We start from the raw sequence: 21283 nt of genomic DNA on the forward strand, positions 1-21283 counted from the left end.
TCGACGCTGCGTCTGCCGGGACCTGCTGCGACGACAGCAGCACGGTCCCGCAAAACCGCTTTTCCGCTCTGTCATGCGACTGTCGTTTCAACGCACTACGCTCGCCGGGCGAGGCGCACGGCGGCGCGCGCCGGGATGCGGCGCCGTGCCGTCGCCGCACAAGCAGAAAGCCGGCGCATGCGCCATGAGTGTTTTTGCTGAAGTGCTACAATACCGGCCTTTCCGGCGGGTATTTCCGCCGGCCGGAGCCGGCCGCATCCTTTCCCGCAATAGCGACGGGTCCGTGCGGAACGCCGTGGCTCCGCCTTCATCCTGATGCCTTCTGCGGTTCCGACCGCTGCCGCGCGCACGCGCCAAGCGCATTTTTAGCGAAAGCCACCATGTCCGACACAGCCGTCACGCCCAGCACTGCGACTTTTGACCAATTCGGTCTCGCGCCCGACATCCTGAAAGCAGTCAAGGAATCGGGCTACACCACGCCCACGCCGATTCAGGCGCAGGCCATTCCTGTCGTGCTGGCAGGCCGCGACGTCATGGGCGCCGCGCAAACCGGCACCGGCAAGACCGCGAGTTTTTCGCTGCCGATCATCCAGCGGCTGTTGCCGCAGGCAAGCACGAGCGCGTCGCCCGCGCGCCATCCGGTGCGCGCGCTGATCCTCACGCCGACCCGCGAACTGGCCGACCAGGTTGCCGCGAACGTCCAGTCGTATGCGAAGCACACGGCGCTGCGCAGCGCCGTGGTGTTCGGCGGCGTGGACATGAACCCGCAGTCAGAGCAGTTGCGCCGCGGCGTCGAAATTCTGATCGCCACGCCGGGCCGTCTGCTCGATCACGTGCAGCAGAAAACCGCGAATCTGGGTCAGGTGCAGATCCTCGTGCTCGACGAAGCCGACCGGATGCTCGACATGGGCTTCCTGCCGGACTTGCAGCGCATTCTGAATCTGCTGCCGAAAGAGCGTCAGACGCTGCTGTTTTCGGCCACATTCTCCGGCGAAATCAAGAAGCTCGCGGCCACGTATCTGCGCGATCCGCAAACCATCGAAGTCGCGCGCAGCAACTCGACGGCGACCAATGTCACGCAGATCGTCTATGAAGTGGCCGAGGGCGACAAGACCGGCGCCGTCGTCCAGTTGATCCGCGAGCGCAGCCTCAAGCAGGTGATCGTGTTCTGCAACAGCAAGATCGGCGCGAGCCGTCTTGCGCGCAGCCTGGAGCGCGACGGCGTGGTCGCGACCGCGATTCACGGCGACCGAACGCAGAACGAGCGTATGCAGGCGCTCGACGCGTTCAAGCGCGGCGAGATCGAGGCGCTGGTCGCAACGGACGTCGCCGCGCGCGGTCTGGACATCGCCGAATTGCCGGCCGTGATCAACTTCGATCTGCCGTTCAACGCGGAAGACTATGTGCACCGTATCGGCCGCACGGGCCGCGCGGGCGCTTCCGGCGACGCGTTGTCGCTGTGCAGCCCGAACGAGCGCAAGCAACTGGCGGACATCGAGAAGCTCATCAAGCGTCCGCTGGAGGTGCTGCGTCTGACCGTGGACACGCCTGTGCGTCATCATCACGAAGAGCGCGCGCCGCGCCGTGAGCGCAGCGAAGGTCGCGAGGGCCGTGAGGGTCGTGAAGAGCGGGGCGCTCGCCGCCGTTCGGGTGCGCCGTCGGGTTCGTACGACCGGCCGCATCATCACCGCGCGCAGCCCGTGGACGATTTTTTCCTGAAGCCTTACGAGCCGTCGCCCGCTTCGGTTCGCAAGGTGGAAGAGGCCGAGGCCGCAGGGTCCGCGCCGCAGAAGCCGTCTTCGAAGCAGCCGCTCGCGGCGTTGCTGGGCGGGTTTGGCATGCCGCGGAAGTCGTCGTCGTAAGGTTGGTTGTTGCGGGCTCGTCGTGCGGGCTCGCCCCGAGCCGCACCGTCCCAAGATTTCGCGCCAAGCCGCTTAACCGCGGTGCACGCATTGCCAGGCGCGTTAGTTAGCCGTGAAACGGCCAAGCGCATATCACACGGCCAAGCGCATTTTCTTCGACCATGCCGCGGTGGCCGCGGCGTAGAAATCATCCAGCGTGGCGTGCACTGAGCCGCTCGCGCCGCCATCCTCCAGATTCAATCCCAGGTGCGTTGCCGCCGCGTTAAGCGCTTCGAGCGGCTTGTCGCAGTCGAGCGCGGTCGCTCCGTTCTGCTTGCTCAGCTTTTCACCGTGCTCGTTCGTTACCACCGGTACATGCAGGTAGCGGGGCGTCGGCACGCCGAGGCATTGCTGAAGGTAAATCTGCCGCGCCGTGGAATCCATCAGATCCGCGCCTCGCACAATGTGCGTGATGCCCGCGTCGGCGTCGTCGACAACCACGGCCAATTGATACGCCCACTGGTCGTCCGCGCGTCTCAGCACGAAATCGCCCACTTCGGTGGCGAGATTCTGCGTCTGCCTGCCCTGCCAGCGATCTTCGAATGTGATGACAGCCGCATTGCCGTCCGGCACGCGCAGCCGCCACGCGCGCGCCGGCTTGCCGTGCAGGCCGTTGCGGCACGTGCCGGGATAGGCGAGCGTCGTGTTGCGCGCATGCGCATGCAGCAGCGAGTCGGCGATTTCCTTGCGGGTACAGCCGCACGGATAGACGAAGCCGTCCGCCTTCAACTGTTCCAGCGCTTGGCTGTAACGCTCGACGCGGGTGCTTTGCCAGGCAGGCGGCTCGTCGGCGCGCATGCCGAAGCGCTCGAGTGTGGCGAGAATGTCCTGCGCGGCGCCCGGCACCGTGCGCGGGCCGTCAATATCTTCGACGCGAACGAGCCATGCGCCGCGATGCGCGCGCGCGTCGAGCCAGCTTGCGAGCGCGCTCACCAGCGAGCCGAAGTGCAGTGGTCCGGTAGGCGAGGGCGCGAAGCGTCCGCGATAGGTCATGAATCGATGCGTTGGAGATTGATTCCGTGCGCGGTGAGAAGCGGCCGGCGAAAAACGCCGCCGCGCCAAGCCGCCTAAGCCGCGCGAGCCGCCTTGCTGTCCGGATGGCAGTGCGGGCACGTCTTGCCCGCCACATACATCGGCGATTTTTGCTCTTCGGGCGTCACCACCGCACGGCAGCCGAAGCACTGCGCAGTCGCGGTCGGCTCGAGCTGCGGATTGAGGGCCGTGCGGTAATCGAACACAAAGCAGTCGCCGTGATAATGCGCGCCGCCCACTTCCTCGAAATATTTGAGGATGCCGCCTTCGAGTTGATACACGTGCTCGATGCCGACCTCTTTCATATGGATAGCGGCCTTCTCGCAGCGAATGCCGCCCGTGCAGAACGATACGACCGTCTTGCCTTCCAGGTCCGCGCGATTCTGCTCGATCACTTCCGGGAATTCGCTGAACTTGGTGATGCGATAGTCGAGCGCATTGTCGAAGGTGCCGACATCCACTTCGAACGCGTTACGCGTGTCGAGCATGACGACGGGACGGCCCTGGTCGTCGTGACCGCGGTCGAGCCATGTCTTCAGCGTGGAGGCGTCGACGAATGGCGCGCGGCCGAGTTCCGGGCGAATGGCCGGCTTCTTCATCGTGATGATTTCGCGCTTGAGCTTGACGAGCATGCGCGTGAACGGCTGCTTGTCCGACAGGCTTTCCTTGAACTGCAGGTTCGCGAACTTGCCTTCGAACAGCGGATCGTGACGGATGTAGTCGATAAAAGCGTCCGTGTTCTCGCGCGTGCCCGCGACGAACAGGTTGATGCCTTCGGGCGCGAGCAGAATAGTGCCGCGCAAGCCGAGCGTGTTGCAGCGCTCGGTGACGTGCGGGCGCCAGGCGGCGGTGTCTTCGATGGTCGCGAAATGATACGCGGCGAGATTGACGATACTCATGGGTGTCCAGCGGTAATAAGTGGCGGCGTGGGGCCAGGCGGGCGCGCGGTGCGACCGCGGGCGGCGCGCATGCCTCGCGAGCCCGAAAGCCTGTTGGATGCACTCGAACGCGTCAGAGCGTTTGAATGCCTTGCGCCGCAGCCACGTCGGATAGGCGAAACCCATATTATCCCTCAAGCCGGCGCTTTCCCCGATTCGGCCAAACGGCCAGCCGCTTGCGTTAGCGCAAACCACGGCCAAACTTACGCGCCTGTATGTCGCCGCACGATGCCGCCGCGCGAACAAAGCGACGCGCAGAAAAGCCTGGAAACTGTCGACGCCCGCGGCTCTCGCGGCAGCGTCTTAGGCCGGATGGCTAACGCGCGGTTTTGCGGCTGAAATCTCCGGGAGGCTGGGGTTACAATGTCGCCCATGTCAGATCCCCGCTTCGTCCATCTCCGCGTCCACTCCGAATTCTCGATCGCCGACGGCATCGTGCGTCTTGACGACGTCGTCAAGGCGGCCGCCAAAGACGGTCAGGGCGCGCTCGCTCTCACCGACCTCGGCAACGCGTTCGGTCTCGTTCGTTTCTACAAGGAAGCGCGCGGCAAAGGGGTCAAACCCATTGCCGGCTGCGACGTCTGGATCACGAATCCCGACGACCGCGACAAGCCTTCGCGCCTGTTGCTACTGGTGAAAGACCGGCGCGGCTATCTGAATCTGTGCGAGTTGCTAAGCAAGGCTTCGCTCACGAACCAGTATCGCGGACGCGCGGAAATCGAGGCCGGCTGGTTGGAATCCGGCCTCGGCGAAGGCTTGCTTGCTTTGTCGGGCGCGCAGCAGGGCGACATCGGCTTGGCACTTGCCGCCGGCAATCAGGAGGCGGCCAAGCGCAACGCGCTGCACTGGGCGAAGGTGTTTCCGGGCGGCTTCTACATCGAGTTGCAGCGCTGCGGTCAGCCGGGCGGCGAGCAGTACGTGCAGCAGGCGGTCGCGCTCGCGGCGTCGCTGAAACTGCCGGTGGTCGCCACGCACCCGATGCAGTTCATGACGCCCGACGATTTCACCGCGCACGAAGCGCGCGTGTGTATTTCCGAAGGCGACATTCTCGCGAATCCGCGGCGTCAGAAGCGCTTTACGCCCGAGCAGTATTTCCGCACGCAAGACGAAATGACCGCGCTCTTCGCGGACATTCCGTCGGCGCTTGCCAATACGGTGGAGATCGCCAAGCGCTGCAATCTCACACTCGAACTCGGCAAGCCGAAACTGCCGCTCTTTCCGACGCCCGACGGCATGTCGCTCGACGACTACCTCGTGCATCTGTCGAAAGAGGGCCTGGAAAAGCGTCTCGAGCAGTTGTACCCCGATGAAGCCGAGCGCGCCGCGCAGCGCGACACGTATTACCAGCGGCTCGAATTCGAGTGCGGCACGATCATCAAGATGGGCTTTCCGGGCTACTTCCTGATCGTCGCGGACTTCATCAACTGGGCAAAGAACAACGGCGTGCCGGTGGGGCCGGGCCGGGGTTCGGGCGCGGGCTCGCTCGTCGCGTACGCGCTCGGCGTGACCGACCTCGATCCGCTGCGCTACAACCTGCTGTTCGAACGTTTCCTGAACCCGGAACGTGTGTCGATGCCCGACTTCGACATCGACTTCTGCCAGCACGGCCGCGACCGCGTGATCCAGTACGTGAAGGAAAAGTACGGCGCGGACGCCGTCTCGCAGATCGCGACCTTCGGCACGATGGCGGCGAAGGCGGCGGTGCGCGACATCGGCCGCGTGCTCGATCTCGGCTATATGTTCACGGACGGCATCGCCAAGCTGATTCCGTTCAAGCCGGGCAAGCACGTCACGATTGCCGACGCGATGAAGGAAGAGCCGCTCTTGCAGGAGCGCTTCGACAACGAAGACGAGGTGCATCAGTTGCTCGAGCTCGCGCAACGCGTCGAAGGTCTCACCCGTAACGTCGGCATGCACGCGGGCGGCGTGCTGATTGCGCCCGGCAAGCTGACCGATTTTTGTCCGCTGTACACACAGGGCGACGAAAGCGGCGTCGTGAGCCAGTACGACAAGGACGACGTCGAAGCCGTCGGCCTCGTCAAGTTCGACTTTTTGGGCCTGACCACGCTCACGATTCTCGACTGGGCCGAGCGCTATATCCGCCGTCTCGATCCGTCGAAGAAAGACTGGTCGCTCGCGCAAGTGCCGCTCGACGATCCCGCGTCGTTCTCGATTCTCAAGAAAGCGAATACGGTCGCCGTGTTCCAGCTGGAAAGCCGCGGCATGCAGGGCATGCTGAAGGACGCGCAGCCCGACCGTTTCGAAGACATCATCGCGCTCGTCGCGTTGTATCGTCCGGGGCCGATGGACCTGATCCCGAGCTTCTGCGCGCGTAAGCATGGGCGCGAAGTCGTCGAGTATCCGGATCCGCGCGTCGAACCTGTTCTGAAAGAGACCTACGGCATCATGGTCTACCAGGAGCAGGTGATGCAGATGGCGCAGATCATCGGCGGTTACTCGCTCGGCGGCGCGGACTTGCTGCGTCGCGCGATGGGCAAGAAGAAGGCCGAGGAAATGGCCCAGCATCGCGAGTTGTTCCGCCAGGGCGCCGCGAAGAATGGCCTGACCGGCGAGAAGGCCGACGAAATTTTCGACTTGATGGAGAAGTTCGCGGGCTACGGCTTCAACAAGTCGCACGCGGCCGCGTATGCGTTGCTCGCGTATTACACCGCGTGGCTCAAGGCGCATCATCCGGCGGAATTCATGGCGGCGAATATGTCGCTCGCGATGGACGACACGGACAAGGTCAAGATCCTGTTCGAAGACTGCATCACGAACAAAATGACGGTGGCTGCCGCCGGACATCAACCTGTCGGCGTATCGCTTCGAGCCGGTTGCGGAGCCTGACGGCAAGCGCTCGAAAACCATCCGCTACGGCCTGGGCGCAATCAAGGGCAGCGGGCAGAATGCGATCGAAGAAATTTTGCGTGCGCGCGAAGACGGTCCGTTTATCGACATCTTCGATTTCTGCAACCGGATCGACCGTCGCGTGGTTAATCGCCGCACGGTCGAAGCGCTGATTCGCGCCGGCGCGTTCGATACTCTGCATCAGAATCGCGCGCAACTCATCGCGTCCGTTTCGCTCGCGATGGAAGCCGCCGAGCAGGCGAGCGCGAATGCGTTGCAGGCCGGTTTGTTCGATATGGGCGATGCGCCGTCGCAAGGCCACGAACTCGTCGACGAACCCGAGTGGCCGGAAAAGAAGAAGCTCCAGGAAGAGAAGGCCGCACTCGGCTTTTATCTGTCGGGCCATCTGTTCGACGCCTACAAGGACGAAGTGCGGCGCTTCGTGCGTCAGAAGATCGGCGAATTGAAAGAAGGACGCGACAAGCTGGTCGCGGGCATCATCGCGTCGCTGCGCACGCAGATGACCCAGCGCGGCAAGATGCTGATCGCGCTGCTCGACGACGGCACCGGTCAATGCGAAGTGACGGTGTTCAACGAGACTTTCGAGGCGAACAAGCAACTCTTCAAGGAAGACGAGTTGCTGGTCGTGCAGGGCCAGGCGCGCAACGACGCGTTCACGGGCGGCATCCGCTTCACGGTGGATACGGTCATGGACCTCGGCCGCGCACGCTGCCGTTACGCAGAGGCCGTGAAAGTGAAGATGAACGGCAACGCCGACGCGCTGGCGCTGCGGCGCGTGCTCGAAGCGCATAGCGCGGGCAAGGATGAGCCGCAGGCGGCGCCGGCACCCGCGGCTTCGGCGCGCGGCAACGGCGGCGGGCGCAATGGCGGTAGCGGCGGCTTCGGTGGCGGCTACGGCGGCGACAACGGACGCCAGCGTCAGCCGGTGCAAATCCCGAACGGGCTCGCGGTTCAGATCGTGTATCGAAGCGAGAATGCCGAGGGCGAAATGCGTCTTGGCGACGCCTGGCGCGTGAAGCCGACCGACGAATTGCTGGCCGATCTGCGCGGCCAGTTCGCCGGCAGCGCGATCGAGATTGTGTATTAAGGGTGTGTCGCTGCTACGGGCGTTGCTGTGAGCCCGGCTTCGAGCGCGACGCTTCCCCGAGTCGCGCAAGCTTCAGAAACCGGTAGTACACCGTCTCCGCGTTGAACATCGCGATCATGAAGCCGGCGCGGCCGTCCAGAAAGCCTCGGCGCAACAGGTAAGTCCGCACAAAGGCCCACGCGCCGCGGCCAAGCGCCTTGCCGAAGCTGCCGCGCTGGCCCGCCGCATGACGCTGCAGCGCGCCGGCGCTCGAATAGGCATCGAGTTTGCGCAGCACGGACTCGAAGTCCTCGTACGAGTAGTGCATCAGCTTGCCGGTGAGGCGTTGCGCGGGCGTGTCGAAGACAAGCCGTTCGTGAACGAGGTCGTCCGAGAAACGCGCGGCGCCGCGCTTGAAGAGGCGCGGAATCCAGTCCGGATACCAGCCGCTGTGATGAATCCAGTGCCCGCAAAAACTCGACAAACGGTCTACCGCATAGACGTCGGCGGCGGGTGCCGCGAGCGCCGCGCGGATCGACGCGGCAAGCTCCGGCGAAACGATCTCGTCGGCGTCGAGCGAGAGAATCCAGGCGGTGTTGAGCGCGTTCACCGCGCGGTTCTTTTGCGGGCCGAAGCCTGGCCAGTCGGTCTGTTCGATCACCTGGGCGCCGTGCGCGCGGGCAATGTCGGCAGTGCCGTCGACGCTGCCGCCGTCGATCACGACAATCTGGTCCGCAAAGGCCACGGACCGCAGGCATTCGGCGAGCCGCGCCGCCGCGTTTTTAGTGATGATGGCGACGCCGAGGGTAGTTTCTTGCATACCTGAAGTGGTGATGGCGAGTGGCGTGAAGGCGGAGCGACGCAAGGGATCGCGCGGTGAGGCGCAACGGGCCGCGCAAGTATACCCGGGCAATACGATGCTTCGGCAAGCGGCGCAACCCCCCAAAAACGTCGGCCGAGCGTCCACACCAACCGTTTACAATGCTGCTTTTCGATCTTCGCGCCGCGGGCAGCCGGTCGCCGGCGCGAATCTCGTTCCGCATTCCCAGAGGATTCCTTGAGCGCGAAGCCAACGTTAAGCAAACCCATCGGTGAAGGCGAAGCGTCGTCGCCCGCCGTCGTTTTCCGGCGCCTGTGGCCGTTCGTCAAGCCGCTCTTGTGGGTGATCATCGGGGCCATTATCGCGATGGCCGCAAGCGCCGCCACCGACGCCGCCATTCCCGCGTTGCTCAAGCCGCTGCTCGACAAAGGTTTCGGCGCGCATGCAAGCGATAACGCGAAATGGTTCGTGCCCGTCGCCGTGATCGGCCTCGCGCTGATTCGAGGCGTGTCGCAATATGCGTCCGGTTATCTGCTCGCATACGTCTCCAACAAGATCCTGCTCGAACTGCGGCTGCGCATGTTCGACCGCATGATTCACACGAGCGTCGCGTTTTTTCAGCGCGAAACCGCGAGCACGGTGATCAACGCGATCGTCTTCGAGGTCAACCAGATTCTCAACGTGCTGTTGAGCGTGTTGGTCACGCTGGTGCGCGACTCGCTCACGGTCGTCTTCCTGCTCGGCTATCTGTTCTATCTGAACTGGCGGCTCACGCTGATCGTCGCGGTGCTGCTGCCGGGCATCGGCTGGCTAGTCGGCAAGATCAATCGCCGGCTGCGGCGGCTGAACCGCGAGCATCAACTGCTGACCAACGAGCTGTCCTACATCGTCGAGGAAACCGTGGGCGGCTACAAGGTCGTCAAGGTTCATAACGGCGAGAAGTACGAGATGGACCGCTTCTCGTCGATGAGCAAGCGTCTGCGCGGCTACGCGATGCGCATGACGGTCTCGGGCGGCCTCGCCCAACCGCTGACGCAGTTCCTCGCGTCCATCGCGCTTGCCGTCGTGATCACGATCGCGGTGGTGCAGTCGTCGTCGGATCAGACCACGGTCGGCGGCTTCGTCGCCTTCGTCACGTCAATGCTGCTGATCATCTCGCCGCTCAAGCATCTGATGGATGTGAACCAGCCGCTGCAGCGGGGCATGACGGCGGCCGAGCTGATCTTCGGCCTGATCGACGAACCGGCGGAGCCAGCGGGCGGCGGCAAGCCGCTCGAGCGCGCGCGCGGCGAAGTGGAGTTCCGCGACGTCTCGTTCATGTACAGCGCCAACGCGACGCACAATCGCCACACGCTGGACAAGGTTTCGTTCAAGGTGGCGCCGGGTGAAATGGTCGCGCTCGCGGGTCCGTCGGGCAGCGGCAAGACCACGCTGGTGAACCTGCTGCCGCGCTTTTTCGATCCGACCGGCGGCGAGATTCTCGTCGACGGCGTCGCGCTTCCCGAATACGACCTGCACGCGCTGCGCAGCCAGATCGCGATGGTGAGCCAGGACGTCGTGCTCTTCAACGACACGGTGGCCAACAACGTCGCTTACGGCCAGACAGCCGATCGCGACAGGGTGACCGCGGCGCTACGCGCGGCCAACCTGTGGGACACGGTCGACGCGATGCCCAACGGCATCGACACGCTCGTCGGCGACAACGGCATGATGCTGTCCGGCGGCCAGCGCCAGCGTCTCGCGATCGCGCGCGCCATCTACAAGGACGCGCCGATCCTGATTCTCGACGAAGCCACGTCGGCGCTGGATTCCGAGTCAGAGCGCCACGTGCAGGCCGCGCTCGAAACGCTGATGAAAGGCCGCACCACGCTCGTCATCGCGCACCGGCTGTCCACCATCGAGCGCGCGAACCGCATCCTCGTGATGGAGGCGGGGCATATCGTCGAGTGCGGCAGTCATCGGGAACTGCTGGCACAGAACGGGTTGTACGCGCATCTGCATCGGATTCAGTTTCAGCAGAGTGCGGCATAAGTGTCCGGCAGTTGCGTCGCCTGCCAGCGGCGTCTCCGTTCCACGGTTCTGGTTGTCCGACCGCGCCGCGGGACTTGCTGGAAGATGGCAACGCTGGCTTGCTAGTGCCGGTCGGCGTGCCGTTGCCGGGTGATTGACGACAGACGCTCAAACACCGCCCGTGACCAGCGGCAGCACGGTCAAATCCGGGTGCGTGCCATCGACAATGCTCCGCCCCACGTGCACGCCTTCGTACAGCGCGTCGTCCTTGCTGGCGAAGCTTTCCTCGCCGTCCGCATGAAACGGGACCGCGTGACCGGGAATCGACGGGTCCGCGCCCGGATGACAGACGTAGCCGACATACGTGTAGCGGTTATTCGCCTCATTCGGCGGCGCGTACGACGCGTTGCCTTCGTCCGGCTCATTCTTTGGCATGAGCGCCACGTGAATCTCGAAGCCCTCGTATTCGACCATTTGCCAAGGTGCGGTTTCGTCGGCCATGGCCGCCTCCGTCTTCGTCGCGCATATCGGAAAGTCTAGGCGATTTAGCGGCGAAGCGCGGGCCTCGACGACTACGGCAAAACCATTAAACGATTACGGCTTGACCGCGCCTCAGTCGAATGGCCACCGACGCAGCACATTGCGGACTTTTCATGAAGCCCGAGCGGACATCGGCCAATTGGCCACCACAGTTGCTTGACCAGCGCCGTCATATAGAATGACGCGCTTTGCCCGTCGGACATCTCGCCTATGTGGTTCAAAAACCTACAGCTTCACCGTCTTCCCGCTCCGTGGTCCGTCACGGCGGAACAAATGGAAAAGTGGCTCGCGCCGCACGCGTTCGCGCCCGGCAATAGCGTCGAAATGCAAAGCCACGGCTGGGCGTCGCCGCGCGATAACGACTCGCTCGTTTATGCGCTGAACGGCCAGTTGCTGCTCACGTTCCGCACGGAGAAGAAGCTGCTGCCGGCTTCGGTCGTCACGCAAGTGACGAAAGCGCGTGCCGCCGAACTCGAAGAGCAGCAGGGCTTCAAACCTGGCCGCAAGCAGATGCGCGAACTCAAGGAGCAGGTCACCGACGAACTGCTGCCGCGCGCCTTTAGCATTCGCCGCGATACGCGCGTGTGGATCGATTGCCGCAACGGCTGGCTGGTGATCGACGCGGCGTCACAGACGGTCGCCGACGAAGTGCGCGGCCTGCTGGTGAAGTCGATTGATCAGTTGCCGCTCGGCACGGTGCGCGTCACGCAATCGCCGGTCGCGGCCATGACCGAGTGGCTGCTTTCCGGTGAGGGGCCGAGCGGCTTCACCGTCGATCAGGATACCGAACTGCGCTCGCCGACCGAAGGCAACGCGACGGTCCGTTACGTCGGCCATACGTTGGACGCGGAAGATATGCGCCGTCACATCGAAGCGGGCAAGCAATGCATGCGGCTCGCGATGACGTGGAAGGACCGCGTGTCGTTCGTGCTGACGCCTTCGCTGACGATCAAGCGCATTGCACCGCTCGACGTGCTGAAGGAGGCGAGCGACCCAACCGCTCAAGGCGACGACGAGCTGTTCGATTCCGACTTCACGCTGATGACCGCGGAACTCGAGCGCATGCTGGGCGATCTCGTCGATGCGTTGGGTGGTGAAGAGGGCGATGCGATGGCGCGGGCGGCTTGAGAGAGGGGTGGTTTGCAGCGGGGAAAGTTACCCACAGTTTCTGTTTGCAAGGCTGTGCATAACTACCCCGCAATCTCCGCAACTCATTGACGCGCTGGCCGTTTTTGCAGAGACATCGAAGTTGGGCACGCTTGCGCGCGCCCGGCTTTATAACGGCCCACACCGACCATCGTCGCCAAACGGCAAAAGACGTTACTTCATTGCCGCCATCGCCTGCTCGATCTCTTCCTTGCTCAGATCGCGCTTGTGCGTGGCCAGCGACCAGCTATGCCCGAACGGGTCTTTCAACTGGCCGTAGCGGTCGCCCCAGAACATGTCGGTGACCGGCATCTTCACGGTCGCGCCGGCATTGACAGCTTGCTGAAAACTTGCGTCGACATCTTCGACATAGTGGTGAATCGTCACCGGCGTGCCTTGCAGATGATTCGGGCCGAACGCCTGGTGCTCCGGCCATTCGTCGGTGAGCATCAGCATCGAATCGCCGATTTTCAGGCACGCGTGCATCACCTTGCCGCCCGGCCCTGGCAAGCGGAACTGCTCGACGGCGTTGAAGGCTTTTGTATAAAACGCGATGGCTTCGGCGGCGTTGGCGCAAATCAGATACGGCGTGAGCGAGTGCATCCCGTCCGGGATCGGTTTGACAGCGGGGCTGCTCATGACGGCGACTCCTTGAAGTAACTGGTTCGTGGATTGAAAGTCCGACTGTTTCAGCGAGCCTTTCAACGTTACGACGAACGGGTCGCCACCGAATCGACACTCCGAAAAAAATATTTCGCGCACGTACGCACGTACGCACGTGCGCACGTCTGCGCCCCGGCTATTAGTCCTACGGATCGTTAGACGACGTTAGCCCGCCGGATTGTCCTCATCAGCCGGTGCGGCGGGCGTCGGCGCGGACCCTGGCGAAGGCGCAGTCGCGCCGGTCGGCGCACCGAGTATGCTGATCTGGAACGTCGGCGTGCCCGCGAGCGATTGCAGCGTTGCGTCCTCGGGAATGTGCTCGAGGAGCGGCAGAATCACCGAGCCGCCGATCACCGCGCGCCGGCTGTTGTCGGACGGACGCAATCCCCAGATGTCCTGATAAACCACCGGCACGGTGACGCCGTTGCGAGTCGTATTGCCGATGTAAAGCATCACATGCCCGCCGATGTAGATCAGCGTGCGCAGCGGCACGCCATGCGCGGCCAGATAATCGAGGCGTTGCGCGGGTGTCGACGCGGACAGGTCGATCATGCGCCCGGCGCTCATCTGCGTGGACGAATGGCGCGGCAGCCACACGCCAAAGGTCGCGAAGATGCTTTGCAGTTCCGACGAACAATCGTTGTAGAGTCCGCTGTTGCCCCAGCCATAAGGCCGGCCGATCAGCGCTTTCATCAGCGTCGCGAGATGGCGCGGCGTGGCGGCGAGCGGCATCGGCGCAATCTGCGTGTCGTCGAGTTCGGCCGTGCGGATCAACGCCTCGCCTTCCGCGCCGCGCGCGGGCACGAGGACTGTGCGAGGCGTCGGCGGTGGAGGCGCGGCATTGGCGTCCATGCCCGTCTCATTGTCGTTCGAACTCACATCGGACGCTGGCGCGGAAGCCCGCATCTTCCCCCGCACCGCACGATCCGCCGACGCCGCCACCAACGGCAGCAGCGTGCCTGCGGGCGCCTCGAAGCGGAACACGCCGCGGCTATCGCGCACCGGCGTAAAAGCACCGATCACCGCACCGAGCGATTTCGCACTCGCGGCGCGCCAGCTATCGACGAAACGCTCGCTCGCCATGCCGACGCCGTCGCTGCGCACCCAGCCTTGCACATCGGGCGTCTGCACGTAATGCCATGCGCCGTCGACGCTCATACCGAGCACATACAGCGGCGTGCCCGGCCGCACGGCGGAGATTTGCAGGTTGTCGAACGGATAGCCTTCGCCGGCCAGACGGTGATCGTAGAACGACGGATCGGTCGTCGGCAGTTCGCGCACCATCAGATTGGTGGTCGCGATCGCGCGCCGCGCCGGCTGGTAGACCGGCGCCTCGGTGAATTGCGCGACGTTCATATTGCGCGCGATGGCGTCGATCCACGCCTTGTCGTGCGGACGAAAGTTCTCGCCATAGCCGATGCCCGCGCCGCTCTTGCCGGTATTGTCGAAGCGGGCGATGCGGCGCTGCTGCAGCGCGGCGACATCCGCGCCTTCCTGACGGTAGACGCGCATCGTCACATACGCGGAATTCCACGGCGACGGCGCGCTCGTCCCGGTGCCGAAGTAGCGGGCGTAAAGCGCCTGGAAATGCGCCTGCTGATCGGCGGGGCTCAGGAACGGCTTGTCGTAGCCGGCGCTGTCGGGCTCGAGCCAGTGATCGACGTTCTGGTCGTAGGCGGGCGAGCGGAAAGAGCGTGAGGTTATCGGCGGCAACGCGCGCGTCATGGGTCTGGGACGGATTGCTGCAAGCGGCCAGAGCCGCGAGCGAAGCGAGCGCCATGAACGACGCCACACGGCGCCAGGCATGCGGCAACGCGTGCGCAATGCGGACAACGCGGACCATGCGAACAGCGCTCACAACATAAACAACGCGCCCAAAATAAACAACGCGCGCAACGCGAAAAGGAACGGCTAAAGACATGAGTTCGGCAAAGAGAGTGCAAGGGAGACTGCAAGGGCACGATGATACGGCGTTGCGCCTTCCATTACACTTGACCGCCAGCCAAAGCAACACATCAGCGCTTCCCAAACTCCAAAGGAGCCCAACATGAAAACGAGCGCACGCAATCAGTTCGAAGGCGAAGTAGTTCAGCTCACGCACGGCGCAGTCAACGACGAGGTCACGCTGCGAACCGTCGACGGCCTCGACATCGTCGCCATCATCACGCACGGCAGCGCTAAAACGCTTGGGCTCGCCGCGGGCAAGCAGGCGTTTGCGCTGGTGAAGGCATCGTCGGTGATCGTGATGGTCGACGTATCGAAGGATCAGGTGTCGGCGCGCAATTGCATCGCGGGCACGGTGACCGCCGTGACGACCGGCGCGGTGAATTCCGAAGTGACGATCGGCGCGGGCAGCGCGCAGATCGCCGCGATCGTGACCAACGAGAGCGTCGAGCGCCTCGGCCTCGCGGTCGGCCAGGCGGCGACGGCCATCTTCAAGGCGTCGAGCGTGATCGTCGGCGTCGAGTCGTAGTGGCCGCGTTCCAGTGATCGAGCAAGCTGCTTGCTTTACACTGGAGCGCCACGTTGCATCGTTTCCCGCCTTCATCACGGACCCGTCATGTTCGAAGTCTCCTCCGCATCGCACTTGCCCAAGGCCGCGCAATACGAAGAACTCGTCGCGCAGGCGCGCGCGCTTCTCGCCGGCGAAACCGACTGGATCGCCAACGCCGCGAACTTCTCGTCGTTCGTGTTCCATTCGTTGAGCGATCTGAACTGGGCCGGCTTTTACTTTCATGACGGCCGCGAGCTGGTGGTCGGGCCTTTCCAGGGCAAGCCGGCGTGCGTGCGCATTGCGCTCGGCAAAGGCGTCTGCGGCACGGCCGCGCAAACGCGCGAGACGCAGGTCGTGCGCGACGTCCACGAATTCCCCGGCCACATCGCGTGCGATTCGGCGTCGCAATCGGAAGTTGTCGTGCCACTCGTTGCGCCCGACGGCACGCTGATCGGCGTATGGGACGTCGATAGTCCGGTCCTCGCGCGCTTCGACGAAGAAGACGCGAAGGGCATGGAGGCGCTGTGCGCGGTGTTCATCGAAGCGGCATTGCCGCGCGCGTCGTAGTCACCGCACAGACACCGCGTTTTGAACACGACCCACGCCGGCGGGACGCAAGCTGAGTCGCGTCTTGCAGATGAAGCGCCGGCCTCGGCACTAGCCGCCGCACTAACCGCCGCTCCCTTCGGCATGTTCATTTGCGACGAGCGCGGCACCTTTCAGTTCGTCAACGCGGCGCTAGAAAAGCTGACCGGATGGAGCGCCGACGAACTGATCGGCCGGCGCAGCTTCGAATCGCTGCACGATCCCGCCGAACTCGCGAGACGCCGCGCCGAACTGCCGTTGCTCGCGGACATCGGCGCTCGCTACGAGGGTGAATGGACGTACCTGCGACGCAGCGGCACATCGGTGCGCGTCGTGCTCGCGCTGTCGCCGCTGCCGCCGGCGTCCGACGCGTCAGCGTGCCACGCGTCCGACGCGCGTTACGTCGGCGTGGTCGTCGACATGACGCGCTATGCGCAGTCCGAAGCGCGCCTCTGGTACGTCTCGCATCACGACGGCGTCACGCGTCTTCCGAATCAGACGCTCTTTACCGAACGCCTCGAACTGACGATCTCGCGCTGCGCACGCAGCCAAACATCCTTTACCGTGCTGATCGCCGAACTCGATCATCTGCGCAAGCTCCGCGACGCGCTCGGCCTGCATGCGGCCGAACTGGTGCTGCAGATTGTCGGCGAACGCTTGCGCGGACTTTTTCCGAACGACGGCACGATTGCGTCGATCGGCGGCACGCAGTTCGCGCTGCTGATCAACGAAACCGGCGCCGCCGCCGACGCATTCGCCGCGGAGGCGCTCGCGCGCATCGCCGAGCCGATCGACTATGGCGGCACGGCGCTCAACATCGCGGCGAGCATCGGCATCGCCGCGTATCCGGACGACGGCGGCGACGCGGCCACGCTCATGCGGCGCGCGGGCGTTGCGCTGTCGGCGGCGTCGGCGGTGAACGGCAATGCGGTCCGGCGTTTTTCGACGGCGCTCGAAGGACAGGCCGCGCGCCGCTTCCAGATCGAGACGATGCTGCGCGAAGCGTTGGAGCGCCGGCAATTGCATCTCGTGTATCAGCCGCAGGTGACGCTCGCCAACGGACGCATCGCGCAAGTCGAAACGCTGCTGCGCTGGAATCATCCGCAGCGGGGCATGATCAGCCCCGCGGAATTCGTGCCGGTCGCCGAAGAGTCCGGCTTGATCGAGCAGATCGGCGAGTGGGTGATCCGCACCGCGTGCCGCGAAGCGGGCAGGCTGCTGCGGCTGACCGGCAACTTGCCGCGCGTGGCGGTCAACGTGTCGCCGCAGCAGTTCCGGCGGCCGGACCTGTTCGACACGATTCGCGACGCGCTCGACCAGGCCGCGCTCGATCCGTCTTACCTGGAAGTGGAGATCACCGAAGGCGCGTTGCTCGGCGATGTGGACCAGGCGCTGGAAACCTTGCACGCATTACGCGAACTCGGCGTCGAAATTGCCGTCGACGACTTCGGCACGGGCTATTCCAGCCTCGCGTATTTGACGCGTTTTCCGTTGAACCGCCTGAAGATAGACCGCTCGTTCGTCGCGCGCATGGGCAACGATCCGCAAAGTCTTGCGCTGGTCGGCGCGATCATCGCGATGGCGCATGCGCTCGAGCTGCGCGTCACGGCCGAAGGCGTCGAAACACCGGAGCAGGCGGCGCAATTGCAGGCGCTCGGTTGCGACGAGGCGCAAGGCTTCTGGTTTTCGCGACCGGTGACGGCATCGGGACTGCGGAATTTGCTCGGGCCGTAGAACCGCGTTCAAGCGCCGCCAAGTCGGAAACGTCTGCAAAAATTCATGCCAGGTGGGAATCGCAAGGGTAGTATAAACAACCACCCTCGCGATTCGAAACGCCATGCCGGCCAAGTACGCAATAAGCATTAGCCTGACGGAGCATCTCGCTTCGTTTATCAAAACAGAAATCGCCTCTGGCCGTTATGGCACGGCCAGCGAGGTCGTGCGCGCGGGCCTGCGCCTGCTGCAGGAACGAACCCCCGGCCGCGCGGTTGCGGACAATAGCGGCGACGCCGCGAGCCTCAAGCGCAAGCAGCGCGCCCGTGCGCGGGAACGCGCTCTGCTGGCGGAGAAGTCATGATGCCAGCAAATAACTTTCCAGTAGTGGGCGTGGGCGCTTCAGCGGGGGCTGTCGAAGCACTCGAAGGATTTTTCCGCGGCATGCCGCAAGCCCCCGGCCTTGCATTCGTGATCGTCACGCATTTGAGTCCGGACCGCGAAAGCCTGCTTCCGGAAATCATCGCGCGATTTACGTCGTTGCCGGTGCACGTCATTACCGATGGTATGCAGATCGAAGTCGATAACGTGTACCTGTTACCGACCGACGCGGTGCTGAGCGTCGAGAAACGCGCGCTTCATGTTCAGCCGCAGGATAGTCATCGGCGGGAACGGAAGCTGATCGACGTTCTGTTCAGCAGCCTCGCCGCGGAGTTCGGCGAACTGTCTGCCGGCGTCGTGCTGTCCGGCGGGGATTCGGACGGAACGCTGGGCATCAAGGCCATCAAGGAGCGCGGCGGACTGACGCTCGCCCAGGCGGCGGACGGCTTCGGCCCGCAGCATTCCGACATGCCGGGCAGCGCAATCGCCACTGGACTCGTCGATTTCGCCGTGCCGGTCGGACAGATGGGCGAAAAGCTCGCCACCTTCGCAACGGGCGCCTTCATGCTCGACGGGCTGGCCGGAAACGCGACCGCGCAAGCTCAAACGTCGGAGTTCGACGTGGCGCGCGAAGCGATCTATGCGATTTTGCGCAACCAGGTCGGACACGATTTCAGCGGCTACAAGGTCAAGACTTTCGTGCGCCGCGTGCAGCGGCGCATGCAGGTCCTCGAGATCGGCACGCCCGACGCCTACGTGGCGCGGCTCTCCACGGACTCGCAGGAAGTCACCGCTTTGTTCCGCGACCTGCTCATCAACGTGACGAGTTTCTTTCGCGATGCGCAGGCGTTCGAGACGCTCGCGAGCGTCGTGATTCCCAAGCTGTTCGAGGGGCGCAGTTCGGCCGACACGGTTCGCGTGTGGGTGCCCGGCTGTGCGACCGGCGAAGAAGTCTATTCGATCGCGATTCTGATGCGCGAGCATTTCGACGGCCAGGCCGATACGCCGCGCGTGCAGATTTTCGCAACCGACATCGACGACGGCGCGCTCGCCGTGGCACGCGCGGCGCGTTATCCGTTAGCGCTGCTCGACGGCGTTTCCGAGGAACGCCGGCAGCGCTTTTTCCGGCTCGAGGGCAGCAGTTATGTACTGGCCAAGGACGTACGCGATCTCTGCATCTTCTCGCCGCATAGCGTGATTCGCGACCCGCCTTTTTCGCGTATCGACCTCGTGTCGTGCCGCAACCTGCTGATCTATCTCGGCGCCGACGTGCAGAACCAGGTGATCCCGACGTTTCACTATGCGTTGCGTCCGGGCGGCTACCTTTTTCTCGGTACGTCGGAGAACGTCAGTCAGTTCGACGAACTGTTCGTGGCTGTCGAGAAGAAGCACCGGATCTTCCGCCGTCGCGCCGACGTGTCGCCGCAGATCCGTTTGCCCATGACCGTCTCTGCGCTGCGCGTCGGGCATCCGGCCGCGCTCGCGCCCGGCCGGCCCGTGCTCGGCAGCGGCGCAATGCGTCATACGGTCGATACACACATGCTCGAGCGGTTCACGCCGCCGCACGTGCTTGCCACGCGCGACGGCGACGTCGTCTACTTTTCGAGCCGCACCGGCAAGTATCTGGAAGCCGCGCCCGGCGTCCCGTCGCGCCAGCTCTTTGCGATGGCGCGCAAGGGTCTCGGCCTCGACCTGCGCTCGGTGTTCCGCGAAGCGGTCGAATCGGGCAGAGCGGTGACGCGCGACGGCGTCGCGGTCGAGGGAGAAGACGGCCGCGTGCAGATTCTCAGTCTGACGGTCGAGCCGCTGAACGGAAACCCGCAGAACGAGCGGATGTACCTCGTCGTGTTCGCGGATCAAGGCCCGGGTCTGAGCCGCGAAGAAGCCATCGCACGCGCGCAGTTGCCGCGCGACGGCACGGTGGCCGAAGCCGAAAAAGAACTGCGCGACACGCGCGAACGCTTGCAGTCGATGATCGAGGAATACGAAACCGCGCTCGAGGAACTGAAGTCGTCGAACGAGGAACTCGTGTCGGTCAACGAGGAACTGCAGTCGTCCAATGAAGAACTGGAGGCGTCGAAAGAAGAACTCGTTTCGCTGAACGAGGAACTGCATACCGTCAATCTCGAACTGAACGGCAAGATCGAAGCGCTCGACCGGGCGAACACCGATCTGCAGAATCTCTTTGAAAGCACGTCGGTTGCGACCGTGTTTCTCGATCGCGACCTGGTGATCCGTTCGTTCACGCCGGCGATGAACGGCATCTTCCACATTCGCCCGACGGATCGCGGCCGGCCGATCACCGAACTCGCGAGCCGCCTCGATTTGCCGGGGCTCGAGAAGGACATTGCGACCGTCTTTCGCACCAATGCGCCGCGCGAACGGCACGTGAGCAGCAACGACGGGCTGACGCACTTTCTGATCCGCCTCGCGCCGTACCGCAACGGCGACCGCGCAACGGACGGCGTGGTGGTGGCGTTCGTGGACGTCACGGGAATGGTCCATGCTGAAGAAAGGCAGAGTGTCCTCATTGCCGAGTTGCAGCATCGCACCCGCAATCTGCTGGCTGTCATCCAGTCGATCGCCCAGCAGACGCTTCCGGCCGCTCCCTCGCTCGAAACGTTCATCAGCCGTCTCGCGGCGCTTGGACGTTTGCAGGGACTTATCGGCGAAGCGAACGGCGATCTCATCAATCTGACCGACATCGTGCGGCTGGAACTGGAGGCATTGGGGGTCGCGGACAGCGAGCGGATCGCCGTGGCCGGTCCGCCTGTGCCGCTCGGATTCCGCAACGTGCAGACGTTCGCGCTGGTGTTGCACGAACTGGCGACGAATGCCGTCAAGTACGGCGCGCTCAAGGATTGCGAGGCGCGGCTCGAAGTCACATGGGACGTGCGCAATACGGCGTCCGGTGCCGCCTCGCTCGTGATCGACTGGACCGAGAGCGGTCTGCGCTCAGTGCCCGACTCGTCGAGAACGGGCTTTGGCCGGCGGCTGATCGAGAAAGCGCTGAAGTTCACGCTGCATGCAACAACTGAACTCGCGTTCAAGACCGACGGCGTCTCATGTCACATTGAGATACCGCTGCCATCGCCACGCGTGCGCAGCGGTTCGCAGGAGGGATAG

At 64.0% G+C, this 21283-nt stretch carries 13 protein-coding genes and 2 pseudogenes; 9 read left to right on the forward strand and 6 right to left on the reverse strand.

All coding sequences use genetic code 11. The annotated features are described in order from the left end of the window. Positions 1-380: 380 nt before the first annotated feature. Complete coding sequence (locus ABIE53_RS07015; RefSeq protein WP_006048352.1) at positions 381-1862, forward strand: DEAD/DEAH box helicase; 1482 nt, start codon at positions 381-383, stop codon at positions 1860-1862. A 132-nt stretch (positions 1863-1994) separates the two neighbouring features. Here ABIE53_RS07015 and gluQRS read toward each other — a convergent pair whose 3' ends face one another. Together gluQRS and ABIE53_RS07025 are read right to left on the reverse strand one after the other, a co-directional pair. Further along, positions 1995-2894 carry a tRNA glutamyl-Q(34) synthetase GluQRS gene (gene gluQRS, locus ABIE53_RS07020; RefSeq protein ID WP_107710255.1) on the reverse strand — a complete coding sequence of 300 codons (900 nt, stop codon included), beginning with the start codon at positions 2892-2894 and terminating at the stop codon, positions 1995-1997. Positions 2895-2968: 74 nt separating this feature from the next. Then, positions 2969-3832, reverse strand: a complete 864-nt coding sequence (locus ABIE53_RS07025) for a sulfurtransferase (protein ID WP_107710319.1) — start codon at positions 3830-3832, stop codon at positions 2969-2971. A 402-nt stretch (positions 3833-4234) separates the two neighbouring features. Here ABIE53_RS07025 and dnaE point away from each other — a divergent pair. Further along, positions 4235-7826 (forward strand): annotated as a pseudogene (dnaE, locus tag ABIE53_RS07030) (DNA polymerase III subunit alpha). A gap of 13 nt (positions 7827-7839) precedes the next feature. Here dnaE and ABIE53_RS07035 read toward each other — a convergent pair. Next, complete coding sequence (locus ABIE53_RS07035) at positions 7840-8625, reverse strand: glycosyltransferase family 2 protein (protein ID WP_006048348.1); 786 nt, start codon at positions 8623-8625, stop codon at positions 7840-7842. Between the two features lie 237 nt (positions 8626-8862). Here ABIE53_RS07035 and msbA point away from each other — a divergent pair, with 237 nt between their 5' ends. After that, complete coding sequence (msbA, locus tag ABIE53_RS07040; RefSeq protein ID WP_006048347.1) at positions 8863-10656, forward strand: lipid A export permease/ATP-binding protein MsbA; 1794 nt, start codon at positions 8863-8865, stop codon at positions 10654-10656. Positions 10657-10803: 147 nt separating this feature from the next. Here the strand turns inward: msbA and ABIE53_RS07045 are convergent, their stop codons facing one another. Continuing rightward, on the reverse strand, positions 10804-11136 hold the full coding sequence (locus tag ABIE53_RS07045) for a hypothetical protein (RefSeq protein WP_006048346.1): 333 nt from the start codon (positions 11134-11136) through the stop codon (positions 10804-10806). Positions 11137-11385: 249 nt separating this feature from the next. Here ABIE53_RS07045 and ABIE53_RS07050 point away from each other — a divergent pair, with 249 nt between their 5' ends. After that, positions 11386-12303: a recombination-associated protein RdgC gene (locus ABIE53_RS07050; RefSeq protein WP_029969958.1), complete on the forward strand. Its 918-nt coding sequence runs from the start codon at positions 11386-11388 to the stop codon at positions 12301-12303. Positions 12304-12495: 192 nt separating this feature from the next. On the opposite strand, the gene ABIE53_RS07055 is transcribed toward ABIE53_RS07050, so the two are convergent. Then, a complete protein-coding gene (locus ABIE53_RS07055; RefSeq protein WP_006048344.1) occupies positions 12496-12960 on the reverse strand; it encodes a VOC family protein in 465 nt (154 codons plus the stop codon). A gap of 189 nt (positions 12961-13149) precedes the next feature. Then, positions 13150-14827: pseudogene (locus ABIE53_RS07060) on the reverse strand (SH3 domain-containing protein). Positions 14828-15031: 204 nt separating this feature from the next. Here ABIE53_RS07060 and ABIE53_RS07065 point away from each other — a divergent pair. The 5 genes from ABIE53_RS07065 to ABIE53_RS07085 all read left to right on the forward strand — a co-directional run bounded on the left by ABIE53_RS07065 (position 15032) and on the right by ABIE53_RS07085 (position 21283). After that, positions 15032-15457: a TOBE domain-containing protein gene (locus tag ABIE53_RS07065; RefSeq protein WP_107710251.1), complete on the forward strand. Its 426-nt coding sequence runs from the start codon at positions 15032-15034 to the stop codon at positions 15455-15457. Between the two features lie 87 nt (positions 15458-15544). Further along, positions 15545-16045: a free L-methionine (R)-S-oxide reductase MsrC gene (gene msrC, locus ABIE53_RS07070; protein WP_107710249.1), complete on the forward strand. Its 501-nt coding sequence runs from the start codon at positions 15545-15547 to the stop codon at positions 16043-16045. Between the two features lie 21 nt (positions 16046-16066). Beyond that, entirely contained in the window at positions 16067-17797 is a 1731-nt protein-coding gene (locus tag ABIE53_RS07075) for a putative bifunctional diguanylate cyclase/phosphodiesterase (RefSeq protein ID WP_107710247.1), read from the forward strand. Positions 17798-17900: 103 nt separating this feature from the next. Continuing rightward, positions 17901-18140: a type II toxin-antitoxin system ParD family antitoxin gene (locus ABIE53_RS07080; RefSeq protein ID WP_029969953.1), complete on the forward strand. Its 240-nt coding sequence runs from the start codon at positions 17901-17903 to the stop codon at positions 18138-18140. Beyond that, a complete protein-coding gene (locus ABIE53_RS07085; protein ID WP_192700165.1) occupies positions 18137-21283 on the forward strand; it encodes a CheR family methyltransferase in 3147 nt (1048 codons plus the stop codon). The genes ABIE53_RS07080 and ABIE53_RS07085 overlap by 4 nt, the downstream gene beginning before the upstream one ends.

The organism is Paraburkholderia sp. OAS925, from assembly GCF_040543975.1.
GTDB classification, from domain to species: Bacteria; Pseudomonadota; Gammaproteobacteria; order Burkholderiales; family Burkholderiaceae; genus Paraburkholderia; species Paraburkholderia graminis.